Origin of the sequence: Streptomyces glaucosporus, assembly GCF_039533345.1 — a bacterium.
Taxonomy (GTDB): Bacteria; Actinomycetota; Actinomycetes; order Streptomycetales; family Streptomycetaceae; genus Streptomyces; species Streptomyces glaucosporus.
Window position 1 is genome coordinate 126028 of record NZ_BAAATJ010000012.1, and the last position, 12080, is coordinate 138107.

The window sequence follows — 12080 nt, forward strand, 5'->3', positions numbered from 1 at the left end:
CGTGTCCCCGTCCGGACTGCGGTGAGGGGCCCCGCTCGCGCGGTACGAGCGCTTGAGCGAGAGCCCGTGGTCCTGCGCCGCGAGGCCGACCGACAGCCCCCGGGCTGGCGACGTCCGGCGCGGTACGACCCGCCCTGCTCCGCTGGGGTGCGCCCTCGCTCCCTCCCGTCCCGCGTCTCACGGAAGAGGCAAGCATCCTGACCACCACATTCCGAGACCTCGGGATCCTTCCCGAGACCGCCGAAGCCCTGGAAGCCGTCGGCATCACGTCTCCGTTCCCCATCCAGGAGATGACCCTGCCGGTCGCCCTCTCGGGTGCCGACGTCATCGGCCAGGCCAAGACCGGCACGGGCAAGACGCTCGGGTTCGGCCTGCCGCTCCTGGAGTCCGTCGTCGTCCCCGCCGACGTCGAGGCCGGCCGGGCGAAGCCCGAGCAGCTCACCGACGCCCCGCAGGCGCTCGTGGTCGTCCCCACCCGCGAACTGTGCCAGCAGGTCACCAACGACCTCCTCACCGCGGGCAAGGTCCGCAACGTCCGCGTGCTGGCGATCTACGGCGGCCGTGCCTACGAGCCGCAGGTCGAGGCGCTGAAGAAGGGCGTCGACGTGGTCGTCGGCACCCCGGGCCGCCTGCTGGACCTGGCGGGCCAGCGGAAGCTCAGCCTGGCGCACGTCCGCACGCTCGTGCTGGACGAGGCCGACGAGATGCTCGACCTGGGCTTCCTGCCGGACGTCGAGAAGATCATCCAGCAGCTGCCCGCCAAGCGCCAGACCATGCTGTTCTCGGCGACCATGCCGGGCCAGGTCATCGCCCTCGCCCGCCGCTACATGTCGCACCCCACGCACATCCGCGCCACCTCGCCGGACGACGAGGGCGCGACGGTCGCCAACACCACCCAGCACGTCTTCCGGGCGCACTCGCTGGACAAGGTGGAGATGGTCTCCCGGATCCTCCAGGCCACCGGCCGCGGACTGGTGATGATCTTCTGCCGCACCAAGCGGACGGCCGCCGACGTCGCCGAGCAGCTCACCCGTCGCGGTTTCGCCGCGGGCGCGGTCCACGGCGACCTGGGCCAGGGGGCCCGGGAGCAGGCGCTGCGCGCCTTCCGCAACGGCAAGATCGACGTGCTCGTCTGCACCGACGTCGCCGCTCGCGGCATCGACGTCGAGGGCGTCACGCACGTGATCAACTACCAGACGCCGGAGGACGAGAAGACCTACCTGCACCGCATCGGCCGCACCGGCCGGGCGGGCAACACGGGTACGGCCGTCACCCTCGTCGACTGGGACGACATCCCGCGCTGGCAGCTGATCAACAAGGCGCTGGACCTGGACTTCAACGACCCGGTGGAGACGTACTCCACCTCCCCGCACCTGTACGAGGCGCTGGGCATCCCCGAGGGCACCAAGGGGATCCTGCCGCGGGCGGAGCGCACCCGCGCCGGCCTCGCGGCCGAGGAGGTCGAGGACCTGGGCGAGACCGGGGGCCGCGGCCGGGGCCAGAGTCAGGACCGGGGCCGCGGGGCCGCCGAGGAGCGGCCCGCGCGCACTCCGCGCCAGCGCCGCCGCACCCGCGGCGGCGCGCCCCTGGACGGCTCCGGTTCCGGTGCCGCGGAAGCGACGGAGCCGGCCGCTCGGGCGGAGGGCTCCGAGGCCGCGCCGGAGGGGCCCCGCAGGCCGCGGCGGCGCCGCACCCGCGGCGGCGCACCCGTCCAGCCGGACGCCCTGACCGGGGCCCGGGCCGCGGAGGAGGGCGCGAGCGCGCCCGCGGACGGCCCGGCGGACGCCTCCGCCGAGCCCCGCAGGCCGCGCCGGCGCCGCCGTACCCGTGGTGGTTCGGCCCGTCCCGCCACGGCTCCGGAGACCACCCGGGAGAGCTGACGCACCGCCCGGGGACACCGCCGACGCGGGGCCGGTGCGGGGTCGCTAGCCTCACCGCATGAGCAAGCCGCCGACCCTCACCCTGCCCCGCGGCGCGCGGGCGTACCGACTGGCGACCGCGCGCGGCGACTTCGCCGTGCACGACGCGGGCGAACCGCGCGCCGGAACGGCCTTGCTGGTGCCGGGGTTCACCGGCAGCAAGGAGGACTTCATCGCCCTGCTCGCCCCTCTGGCGCGGCAGGGCTTCCGGGTGGTGGCCGTGGACGGGCGGGGGCAGCACGAGACCGGCGGCCCCCGCGAGGAGGCCGCCTACGCCCAGGAGGAGCTGGCGCTGGACGTGCTCGCCCAGGCCGAGGCGCTCGGCGGGGACGTCCACCTGCTGGGGCACTCCCTGGGCGGGCTGATCGTCCGGGCCGCCGTGCTGCGGGACCCGGCGCCCTTCGTGTCCCTGACCCTCATGAGCTCCGGACCCGCCGCCATCTCCCCCGCCCAGCAGGCCCGTACCAGGATGCTGCTGGACGCGCTGGCGGCGATGGACATGGAGGAGGTCTGGCAGGCGATGCGCGCCCTGGACCCGCCGGAGGCGGCCGACGCCGCCACCCCGCCCGCCGTACGCGACTTCCTCCACCGCCGCTGGCTGGCGAACGTCCCCGAGCAGCTGGTGGCCACCGGCCGCCAGCTGCTGGACGAGCCGGACCGGGTCGCCGAGCTGGCGGCCGTCCCCCTGCCCAAGCACGTGCTGTCCGGCACGGTGGACTACGCCTGGCCGGTGCCCCGGATGGACGACATGGCGCGCCGGCTGAACGCCCGGCGCACGGTGATCGAGGGGGCCGAGCACTCCCCGAACGCCGAGCGTCCGAAGGAGACGGCGGACGCCCTGGCCGCCTTCTGGCACGACTGCCGGGCGGCCGGAGCCGGTCCGGACCGGCCGGTCAGCCGTTTCCCTGGATGAACCGCATGACGCCGTTGGCGATCTGCTGGACCGCGATCGCCGACAGCAGCATCCCGGACAGGCGGGTGACCAGGACCACGCCGCCGTCCTTGATGATCCGGATGATCAGCAGCGAATACCGCATCACCAGCCACAGCACGAGGTGCAGGACGATGATCGCCGACCACACCGAGAGCTGACCGGCCACCCCGTCCGCGCGCTGCACCGCCAGGATGACGGAGACGATCGCGCCGGGCCCGGCCAGCAGGGGCATGCCGAGGGGGACGAGCGCGGCGTTGACGTCCTTGGTCTGCTTGGGTTCGTCGCCCCTGCCGGTGAGCAGGTCCAGCGCGACCAGCAGCAGCAGGAGGCCGCCCGCGACCATCAGCGCGGGGATCGACACGTGCAGGTAGTCGAGGATCTGCCGGCCGAGGAGGCCGAAGAGGGCGATCACGCCGAAGGCGACGGCGGTGGCCTGGAGCGCCATCTTGCGCTGGACCTTGACCGGGCGTCCGGAGGAGAGGGCGAGGAAGATCGGGATGATGCCGGGCGGGTCCATGATCACAAAAAGCGTGACAAATACGGATCCGAAGACAGCGAAGTCGAACACGGTGGTGCCTTGCCTGGTGCCTTGCGGGATGTCGGATGGTGGGTCAGGCGGAGATGGGTGCCGCGCCTGACCCCCGGGCGGCGATCTCGGCGTAGACGTCGGGATCGGTGGTGTGCTCCCCGAGCCGGCAGGTCTTGCGGGTGCCGTGGTAGTCGCTGGATCCGGTGGCCAGCAGACCGAGGTCGCGGGCGAGCCCGCGCAGCCGGTCGCGGGTCGCGGCGTCGTGGTCCATGTGGTCCACCTCGATGCCGTCGAGCCCGGCGGCGGCCAGGTCGGCGATGGCGCTCTCCGGCACGCACTGCCCGCGCTTGACGGCCAGGGGGTGCGCGAAGACCGCGACCCCGCCCGCGCCCTTGATCAGGCGGATGGCCGTGAAGGGGTCCAGTTCGTGCTTCTCGACGTACGCCCGGCCGTCGTCGGCGATCCACTCGGAGGTGAAGGCGTCCGAGACGGTGTCGACCACGCCCAGTTCGACCATCGCGGACGCGATGTGCGGACGGCCGACGGAGCCGTCCCCGGCGATCTCGGCGACCCGCTCCCAGGTGATGGGCACGCCCAGCTCCCGGAGCCTCGCGACCATGCCCTTGGCGCGCGGGACCCGGTCGTCGCGGACCAGTTCGCGCTCGCGTGCCAGTTCCGGCTCGGCCGGGTCGAACAGGTAGGCCAGCATGTGGAGGCTCACCCCGTCCAGCCGGCAGGAGAGTTCGGCCCCGGGGACGAGGGTGAGGCCCTCGGGAAGGGCCCCGGCGGCCTCGGCGTGGCCCGCGACCGTGTCGTGGTCGGTCAGCGCCACCACGTCCAGTCCCGCGGCCGCGGCGGCCCGCACCAGCCCGGCGGGGGTGTCCGTACCGTCCGACGCGGTGGAGTGGGTGTGCAGGTCGATGCGCACGGCAGAACTCCCACGGTGGACGGCTGAAACGGACACTTCAGAATAGAGCACCGCCGACCTGCGGTTCCGGGGCGGGCGAGCGTCCCGGAAGGGGCCGGGGCGGGACCCGGATCAGAGAGGGTCGGGCCCCTCCAGCAGCCGGGGGGAGAGCGCCCCGCAGGGCACCAGTTCCACCTCGGCGCCCGCGTCCCTCAGATCGGTGAGCACCAGTTCGTCGTACATCAGCAGTCCGGACGGCTCGGGCCAGACGATCGCCCACAGCCACAGTCCGCACGCCTCGCCGGCGAACACCGCGCGGTCGGCGGGGACGCCGCCCACGTGCCACAGCGGGGTGGGCCGGCCGGCGGCGAGGATCTTCGTGTGCGGGGGCCGGTCCACGTCCATCAGCGGCCCGGGGTCGGGGCCCGGCACCCCGGCGTAGCGCGCCCCGAGTCCGACGCCCAGTTCCTCGGCGACGAGCAGGAGTTCGCCGGGGCCGCCCAGCGGGCCGGGTCCGGAGCAGGCCACGGCGGTGGCCCGGCCGCCGCTGCGGTCGTCGCCCGCGTAGGCGATGCCCGTGAACAGCCAGCCGACCGGGAGGGGCCAGGGCATCCACACCGGGACCTCGGAGCGGTGGAGGACGACGCCGAGCGCCTCGACGCTCGGCGGGAGGACCGGCTGCAGCGGATGCACCGCGCCGTGCGCGGCGCACTGCCAGGAGTCGGCGAAGAGACCGGGCGCCCTGACACGGCCGCCGCACTTCGGGCAGGTGGGTTCGCCCCTCATGGGGCACCACGGTCCTACCCGGACACCCTCCCGTCAAGGACGATCACCCGTACGGATCGAACGGCCCCGCGGCCGTCCGAGTCCCCGTCAGCTCCCGCGGGGGCGGCGCGGTTTGCCCCGGATCCCGGCCGGAGGGCGGCGTCCCCCTCTCCGGACCGGCCCGCCGGACCGGCCGCCGGTTCAGTCCGTCAGCGGGACGGACGCCCGCCGGGGGTCGCGCAGGTCCGTGCCGTGCGCCAGCCACCGCTCCTGCAGCGCCGCGGCGCCGTGCACCCTCTTCCAGGCCGCCTCGTTGGGCGTCATCGGCAGCAGGGGGAGGAAGCGGACGGGGTCCATCGGCGGGTCCAGCTCCAAGTCCTCCACCAGACCGCCGGGTTCGCCGACCAGCACGGAGGTGAAGGGGGCCTGCGGCCACAGCGGCTCGCCCACGTCCAGCGAGGCGCCCGGCGCCACGATCACACCCTCGACCTGGGGGGACGCGGCGAGCACGGCGAGCGGACGCAGCGCCTTGTCGGTGTCGGCCACTCCGGCGCGCACCGTCAGCACCAGCTCGGCGCGGGGCCCCCGTTCGGGGTCGACGACGGCGGCGGTGGGGTCGGCCATCGGCGCGGCGGACATCCCCAGGGTGGCGTACCGCACCAGGGCGTTCCCGTCGCCCTCGGAGTCCGGGAACCGCAGCACCTCGATCCGGTCGGCGCCCAGGAACGTCACCGAGGCCCGTGCGTCGGGCTCTCCCAGGGCGGTGCGCAGTCTCGCCTCGACGAGCTGGAGAACGTGTGCCATACGGCGAGCATAGTTCGCGTATGGATCAGGCAAAGGGGGTACACGGAGGGCCTTGGAGCGGGGCGGAACCGGTTCCGCGAGTGATACCGTTGACTGCTGGTCAAGGCGTGTAGTGGATTTCCCCCAGCGGGGACCGGCCGGAGGAGGTGGGGCTGCGATGGATCCGAGTCGACCGTGCAGTACCGGCTGCTCTTCCGTACGGCAGCCCCGTCCCCGTGCCTGAGGGCCTTCCTCCCCCCGCTTCCCTGCGGCGAAACCTCCGGAAGGACCCGCTTCCCGTGCGGACCGGCTTCGCGGAAGAGCGTGTGAGTCCTGTTCGACCGTCGTCCTCAGCGATTGCCGCCCGCGTGCGCGGTCCGCGTGGTGCCCGCTTTGCAGACCTCCGGCCCTCCTTCTGCCCGTAGGTCCACATTCCGGGCAGCGCTGCGCCCGTGCGCCGGCGGCTCGGCACGCGAAGGAGCCCAGCATGTCGATGATCCGTGACCTGCGCGCCGCGGTCCGTCCCGCCCTCCGCCGGGGCGGCCGTTCCTCCTATGCCCACGACGGCGTCCGCGGCGGCTCCGCCGCCGGCAGCGCCGTCGTGGACTGCGCCGTCTACCGGGACGGCCGCCGCGACACCCGGCGCATGTCCCCCGCCGACGCCCTGCGCTCGCTGCGCTCGCGGGACGGCGACGGGAGCGGGGCGTTCGTGTGGATCGGCCTGCACGAGCCGACCGAGCAGGAGTTCTCCGGCATCGCCCGCGAGTTCGGCCTCCACCCGCTCGCCGTCGAGGACGCCGTGCACGCGCACCAGCGCCCGAAGCTGGAGCGGTACGACGACAGCCTGTTCACCGTCTTCAAGACGATCCACTACGTCGAGCACGACGAACTCACCGACAGCAGCGAGGTGGTGGAGACCGGCGAGGTGATGTGCTTCACCGGCCGGGACTACATCATCACCGTCCGGCACGGCGGCCAGGGGTCGCTGCGCACGCTGCGCCACCGCCTGGAGGACGACCCCGAGCTGCTGGCCAAGGGCCCCTCGGCCGTGCTCCACGCCATCGCCGACCAGGTGGTGGACGGCTACCTGGCGGTCGCGGACGCGGTGCAGGACGACATCGACGAGGTGGAGATCCAGGTCTTCTCGGAGAACACGGGCAGAGGGCGCCGCGGACGCGAGGCGGGACGGATCTACCAGCTCAAGCGCGAGGTGCTGGAGTTCAAGCGGGCCGTCTCGCCGCTGCTGCGGCCGATGCAGCTGCTGAGCGAGCGGCCGATGCGGCTGATCGACCCCGACATCCAGAAGTACTTCCGCGACGTCGCCGACCACCTGACCCGGGTGAACGAGCAGGTGCTGTCCTTCGACGACCTGCTCAACTCCATCCTCCAGGCGAACCTCGCCCAGGCGACGGTCGCGCAGAACGAGGACATGCGGAAGATCACCTCGTGGGCGGCGATCTTCGCCGTCCCGACGATGATCGCCGGGATCTACGGCATGAACTTCGACTACATGCCCGAGCTGGAGTGGAAGTACGGCTACCCGACCGTCATGGCCGTGATCCTGGGCATCTGCTACGCCATCCACCGCGGTTTCAAGCGGAACGGCTGGCTCTGAGGGCCGGCCCGCGCCCCGGGGCGGCGGTCAGCGCGCGGCCCTGGTGTTCGCCCGGACCACCAGGGCCAGGCCGAGCATGATCACCGCCAGGGCCCCGTAGACGGCGGCGGGCGGGGTCTGGCCCAGCCACAGCGCCGCGATCAGGGCCGCGCCCGGGGTCTCCAGCAGGATCGCCGTGGAGGTCGTCGACGGGCCCAGGCCGCGCACCACCCGGTTGATCAGCGAGTGGCCCAGCAGCTGCGCCGCGACGGTGAGCAGGGCCAGTTTGAGCCAGGTCTCCCCGTCGTAGCCACCGCCCAGGTCGGCCCCGGTGACCAGGCAGGCGGCCAGCAGCACCGCGGCCGTCGTGGTGTAGCAGACGAAGGTGTACGCGGTCGTGGAGACCGTGCGGCGCACCTCGGCGCCGAGCAGGACGTACCCGGCCGCGGCCATGCCGCCCGCCAGGGCGAGGGCGTCGCCGGCCAGGGCCCTCGGGGAGAGCGTCAGGTCCACGCCGGTGAGGAGCACCACGCCGGCGAAGGCCACGGCCGTGCCCGCCCAGACCAGCGCGGGCGGGCGGTGGCCGCGCAGCCGCAGCAGCAGGGTGGTCCAGATCGGGGTGGTGGTGACCAGCGCGGTCGAGGAGGCGACCGAGGTCATGTGGAGACTGGGCAGCCACAGCCCGAAGTGCAGGGCGAGCAGCGCTCCGGCGGCCACGGCCAGCAGGGCGTTCCTGCGGCCCATCGAGCGCAGCTCGGCCCGGTGGCGGGTGAGGGCCAGGGGGGTGAGCGCGCCGACCGCCATCGCGTTGCGCCAGAAGGCGATGGCCAGGGCCGGCGCGGCGGTGGCCGCGATCAGGGGCGCGGACAGCGAGATGCCCGAGACGGCCACCGCCAGCAGGAAGAGGTCCAGCCCGGCGCCCGGGCGCCCCAGGGGGGTGGCGCCGGACACCGGACTCGGGAGGGAGGCGGGTGTCTCGGCGGTGCGCACGGGGCTTCTCTCCTGGGGTCCGGGGCCGTCGGGGTCCGCCGGGTACGGCGCGACCCGTCCAGGGTAAGGCGCGTGGCCGTGCCGCGGTACTGACCGGCCGGGCGCCGGGCCCCGTCGCCCGGACCGGCCCCGGCCGGTGGGACGGCCCCCGGGCAGGCCGGTCGGGGCGGCGGTAGGGTCGCGGTATGGCCACACCTTCCACCCCCGCGTCCGCCTCCGCGTTCGACCGGGCGCTGATCGAGGAGTCGGCGAAGAAGTCCGCGCTGGTGTGGGTGCGCGGCCCGCAGGGGCCGGACCGCCCGCTGTGGCACGTCTGGCACGACGGGGCCGTCTGCCTGGTGGGCGACGGCCCCGGGGAGCAGCCGCTGTCCGTCCTCGGGCTCGTCCACGGCGGCACCGCCACGGTCACCGCGCGCAGCAAGGACAAGGGCGGGCGGCTGGTCGTCTGGCCCGCCCGGGTGGTGGAGCTCCCCCCGGGCGGCGAGGAGTGGCGGGCCGCGGCGGCCGAGCTGGCCGGCAAGCGGCTCAACGCGCCGGACGCCGCCACGATCGCGGAGCGCTGGGCGCGCGAGTGCCGCGTGGTGCGCCTGGAGCCCGCCGGGCCGCCCGTCGAGGGGCCCGGCGCGATGCCGGACGGGCCGCGGGCCGCCGCCCCGCTGCCGACGTCGGCGACCACGCGCGGGCCGGCGCCGGCCGGGCTGCCGAAACTGCTGCGGCGCGCCCTGCGCACGGGCCGCAGCGGCGGCTGACGCCCGTCCCGCCTACTCCGTCACCGCGAGCTTCCTGCCGTAGTCGACGATCTGCTCCTTCTGCGGGGCCCGCAGGGTGAACTCCCTGTCCCACTCCAGCAGTTCGACCACGCCCGCGTCGCCGCCGCGTTCCAGCCGCAGCGGGTAGGGCCGGCCGATCAGCGCGACGCTGAGGATCCCCCCGCTGCCCTGCGCGGCCCGCACCTCCACCGTCCGCACGCCCTGGACCTCGCCGCGGTCCCCGGTCTCCCGCTTCCCCTGGAGGGCGAGCAGGCCGTCCAGCAGCACGTCCTTGTCCGTGAAGCCGCTGAGCTGCCGGTAGGCGGGATCGCCGGGCGGCACCTTGACGTACTTGCCCTCCAGTTTGCGGGCCGCCTCCAGGTCGGTCTCGCTCGGCTCCTCGCCGCCCTTCTCCTGGTGGATCCAGAAGTCCTCGTCGGCCTTGAGGTAGAGGTCCTCGTCCACCCGCAGCAGCTCGAAGTGGGGGCCGCCCTTGGCGGAGACCTCGCCGAGGCCGCCGTTGCCCTTGAGCCGCATGTCCAGCCGGTACGTGCGGCCCTGGCTGGTCACGCTGCCCGACAGCCGCACCGACTCGGCGGACTCGGCGGCCTTGCGCGCCTTCTTCTCGATCTCGGCGGCGGGGAGCCTGCCGACCCCGTTGGTGCCCTCGTCCGGGTCCTCGGAGCCGCATCCCGTGAGCACCGCCAGCAGCGCCAGCATCGCCCCCACCACCGCCGCACTCCGGGCACGAACACCGTGGACCCACGCAGTCACGTCCGCTCTTCCTCCTGAAGTCGGGGCAGGACCGCACCTTACCGGGGGCGCCGGCCCCGGACGGAAGGCAGCCGTCCGGCCGACACCGCGTACGGGGGCCGGCGTGGACGCGTTAGCCTGGGAGCCGCATCCGGATCATGCCCCTCATGCTGCACTCGGCCCCGCGCGGGTACACGCAGACACGGCACACGGAACGACAGCACGAGTGAGGAGCGGAGGGCAGCCATGGCGCTGGGCGCCCCGCGGGTCTTCGTCTCGCACCTCTCCGGCATCGCGGTCTTCGATCCCGTCGGGGATCAGGTCGGCCGCGTCCGGGACGTGGTGGCGATGCTGCGCGTCGGCAGTCTGCCGCCGCGCGTGCTCGGGCTGGTCGTGGAGGTGGTCAGCCGGCGGCGCGTCTTCCTCCCCATGACCCGGGTGACCGGTGTGGAGTCGGGCCAGGTGATCACCACCGGCGTGGTCAACATGCGGCGCTTCGAGCAGCGGCCCGCCGAGACCCTGGTCCTGGGCGAACTGCTGGACCGGCAGGTGACGCTGGTGGAGACGGGCGAGCGGGTCACCGTGCTCGACGTGGGCCTCACCCGGATCCCCTCGCGCCGCGACTGGCTGATCGACAAGGTCTTCGTACGGCGCGGCAAGGGCGGGCCGCTGCGGCGCCGCGGGGAGACGCTCACCGTGGAGTGGTCGGCGGTGACCGGGTTCTCGCTGGACGAGGAGGAGCAGGGGGCGGCCAACCTGCTGGCCGTCTTCGACCAGCTGCGCCCCGCCGACCTGGCCAACGTCCTCCACCACCTGTCGGCCAAGCGCCGCGGCGAGGTGGCCGCCGCGCTGGACGACGACCGGCTGGCGGACGTGCTGGAGGAACTGCCCGACGACGACCAGGTGGAGATCCTCCGCAAGCTCCAGGACGAGCGCGCCGCGGACGTCCTGGAGGCGATGGCGCCCGACGACGCCGCCGACCTCCTCTCCGAACTGCCGGAGAAGGACATGGAGCGGCTGCTGCGGCTGATGGAGCCGCAGGACGCCGCCCCGGTGCGGCGGTTGCTGACCTACGAGGAGCACACCGCGGGCGGGATCATGACGACCGAGCCGATCGTGCTGCGGCCCGACGCCACGGTGGCCGACGCCCTGGCCAGGATGCGCGTGGAGGACCTGCCGTCCCCGCTGGCCGCGCAGGTGTACGTGTGCCGCCCGCCGGAGGAGACCCCGACGGGGAAGTACCTGGGGCTGGCGCACTTCCAGCGGCTGCTGCGCGAACCGCCCGGCACGCTGGTCGGCGCGGTCGTGGACACCGACCTGCGCCCGCTGCCGCCCGACACCCCGCTGCCCACCCTGACCAGCTATCTGGCCGCGTACAACATCGTGGCGGCCCCGGTGGTGGACGAGAGCGGCTCGCTGCTGGGCGCCGTCACCGTGGACGACGTCCTGGACCACCTGCTGCCCGACGACTGGCGCGAGGCCGCGGCCCTGGAGGCGGTCGGGGCGGCCGGGGCGGCCGCCCGGGGGACCCGGCGGAACAACCGGGAGGCCGCCGGTGGTCGATAGGGAGCGGGACGAGCGCAGGGAGCGCCGGGAGCGCGAGCGGAGCCTGCCCCCGCCCACCGGGCGGGAGCGCCGGGCGCGGCTGGACCAGCCGATGGTGCCGCGCCGCAGCATCCTGCCGGAGTACGACCCGGAGGCCTTCGGGCGGCTGTCGGAGCGGATCGCCCGCTTCCTGGGCACGGGGCGGTTCATCGTCTGGATGACGGTGACCATCGTCATGTGGGTCGTGTGGAACACCACGGCCCCGCAGCAGCTGCGCTTCGACGAGTACCCGTTCATCTTCCTGACGCTGATGCTGTCGCTCCAGGCCTCGTACGCGGCTCCGCTGATCCTGCTGGCCCAGAACCGGCAGGACGACCGGGACCGGGTCAACCTGGAGCAGGACCGCAAGCGCAACGAGCGCTCCATCGCCGACACCGAGTACCTCACCCGGGAGGTCGCCGCGCTGCGGATGGGGCTGGGCGAGGTCGCGACCCGGGACTGGATCCGCTCGGAACTCCAGGAACTGCTGAAGGAACTGGAGCAGCGCGGCGCCGTGGAACCCTCCCCCGAGCGCGAGCGCTGACGGGACACGCCCACGGACGGACCACGCCC

12 protein-coding genes are annotated in these 12080 nt (G+C 74.1%); 6 read left to right on the plus strand and 6 right to left on the minus strand.

What is annotated here, in order from left to right:
- Nucleotides 1-290 precede the first annotated feature (290 nt).
- The gene (locus ABD358_RS15050) at nt 291-1880 is read left to right on the plus strand and encodes a DEAD/DEAH box helicase (RefSeq protein WP_344631500.1); all 1590 of its coding nucleotides are present in this window, start codon (nt 291-293) and stop codon (nt 1878-1880) included.
- Between the two features lie 58 nt (nt 1881-1938).
- On the plus strand, nt 1939-2832 hold the full coding sequence (locus ABD358_RS15055; RefSeq protein WP_344631501.1) for an alpha/beta fold hydrolase: 894 nt from the start codon (nt 1939-1941) through the stop codon (nt 2830-2832).
- On the opposite strand, the gene ABD358_RS15060 is transcribed toward ABD358_RS15055, so the two are convergent.
- The 4 genes from ABD358_RS15060 to ABD358_RS15075 all read right to left on the minus strand — a co-directional run bounded on the left by ABD358_RS15060 (nt 2813) and on the right by ABD358_RS15075 (nt 5858).
- Nucleotides 2813-3421 (minus strand): MarC family protein, encoded by a 609-nt coding sequence (locus ABD358_RS15060; RefSeq protein ID WP_344631502.1) that lies wholly within the window; start codon nt 3419-3421, stop codon nt 2813-2815. The genes ABD358_RS15055 and ABD358_RS15060 overlap by 20 nt on opposite strands.
- Before the next feature lie 43 nt (nt 3422-3464).
- Nucleotides 3465-4310 carry a PHP domain-containing protein gene (locus ABD358_RS15065; RefSeq protein ID WP_344631503.1) on the minus strand — a complete coding sequence of 282 codons (846 nt, stop codon included), beginning with the start codon at nt 4308-4310 and terminating at the stop codon, nt 3465-3467.
- Between the two features lie 111 nt (nt 4311-4421).
- Entirely contained in the window at nt 4422-5075 is a 654-nt protein-coding gene (locus ABD358_RS15070; protein WP_344631504.1) for a DUF6758 family protein, read from the minus strand.
- Between the two features lie 180 nt (nt 5076-5255).
- Nucleotides 5256-5858, minus strand: coding sequence for a suppressor of fused domain protein (locus ABD358_RS15075; protein ID WP_344631505.1), 603 nt, complete (start codon nt 5856-5858; stop codon nt 5256-5258).
- Nucleotides 5859-6324: 466 nt separating this feature from the next.
- Between ABD358_RS15075 and corA the strand changes: the two genes are divergently transcribed.
- On the plus strand, nt 6325-7452 hold the full coding sequence (gene corA / locus ABD358_RS15080; protein ID WP_344631506.1) for a magnesium/cobalt transporter CorA: 1128 nt from the start codon (nt 6325-6327) through the stop codon (nt 7450-7452).
- Between the two features lie 27 nt (nt 7453-7479).
- Here the strand turns inward: corA and ABD358_RS15085 are convergent, their stop codons facing one another.
- Nucleotides 7480-8421 carry a DMT family transporter gene (locus ABD358_RS15085; RefSeq protein ID WP_425576331.1) on the minus strand — a complete coding sequence of 314 codons (942 nt, stop codon included), beginning with the start codon at nt 8419-8421 and terminating at the stop codon, nt 7480-7482.
- 185 nt (nt 8422-8606) lie between these two features.
- Between ABD358_RS15085 and ABD358_RS15090 the strand changes: the two genes are divergently transcribed.
- Nucleotides 8607-9170 (plus strand): hypothetical protein, encoded by a 564-nt coding sequence (locus ABD358_RS15090; RefSeq protein WP_344631507.1) that lies wholly within the window; start codon nt 8607-8609, stop codon nt 9168-9170.
- Between the two features lie 12 nt (nt 9171-9182).
- On the opposite strand, the gene ABD358_RS15095 is transcribed toward ABD358_RS15090, so the two are convergent.
- On the minus strand, nt 9183-9890 hold the full coding sequence (locus tag ABD358_RS15095) for a hypothetical protein (protein WP_344631544.1): 708 nt from the start codon (nt 9888-9890) through the stop codon (nt 9183-9185).
- A 279-nt stretch (nt 9891-10169) separates the two neighbouring features.
- Here ABD358_RS15095 and ABD358_RS15100 point away from each other — a divergent pair, with 279 nt between their 5' ends.
- On the plus strand, nt 10170-11489 hold the full coding sequence (locus ABD358_RS15100; protein WP_344631508.1) for a magnesium transporter MgtE N-terminal domain-containing protein: 1320 nt from the start codon (nt 10170-10172) through the stop codon (nt 11487-11489).
- Nucleotides 11479-12051, plus strand: a complete 573-nt coding sequence (locus ABD358_RS15105) for a DUF1003 domain-containing protein (RefSeq protein WP_425576332.1) — start codon at nt 11479-11481, stop codon at nt 12049-12051. Before ABD358_RS15100 ends, ABD358_RS15105 begins: the two co-directional genes overlap by 11 nt.
- The last annotated feature ends 29 nt before the right edge of the window (nt 12052-12080 follow it).

Coding starts and splice junctions, on each gene's coding strand:
- ABD358_RS15050 (WP_344631500.1), top strand. CDS start 291: ATGACCCTGCCGGTCGCCCTCTCGGGTGCCGACGTCATCGGCCAGGCC.
- ABD358_RS15055 (WP_344631501.1), top strand. CDS start 1,939: ATGAGCAAGCCGCCGACCCTCACCCTGCCCCGCGGCGCGCGGGCGTAC.
- ABD358_RS15070 (WP_344631504.1), bottom strand. CDS start 5,075: ATGAGGGGCGAACCCACCTGCCCGAAGTGCGGCGGCCGTGTCAGGGCG.
- ABD358_RS15075 (WP_344631505.1), bottom strand. CDS start 5,858: ATGGCACACGTTCTCCAGCTCGTCGAGGCGAGACTGCGCACCGCCCTG.
- corA (WP_344631506.1), top strand. CDS start 6,325: ATGTCGATGATCCGTGACCTGCGCGCCGCGGTCCGTCCCGCCCTCCGC.
- ABD358_RS15090 (WP_344631507.1), top strand. CDS start 8,607: ATGGCCACACCTTCCACCCCCGCGTCCGCCTCCGCGTTCGACCGGGCG.
- ABD358_RS15095 (WP_344631544.1), bottom strand. CDS start 9,890: ATGCTGGCGCTGCTGGCGGTGCTCACGGGATGCGGCTCCGAGGACCCG.
- ABD358_RS15100 (WP_344631508.1), top strand. CDS start 10,170: ATGGCGCTGGGCGCCCCGCGGGTCTTCGTCTCGCACCTCTCCGGCATC.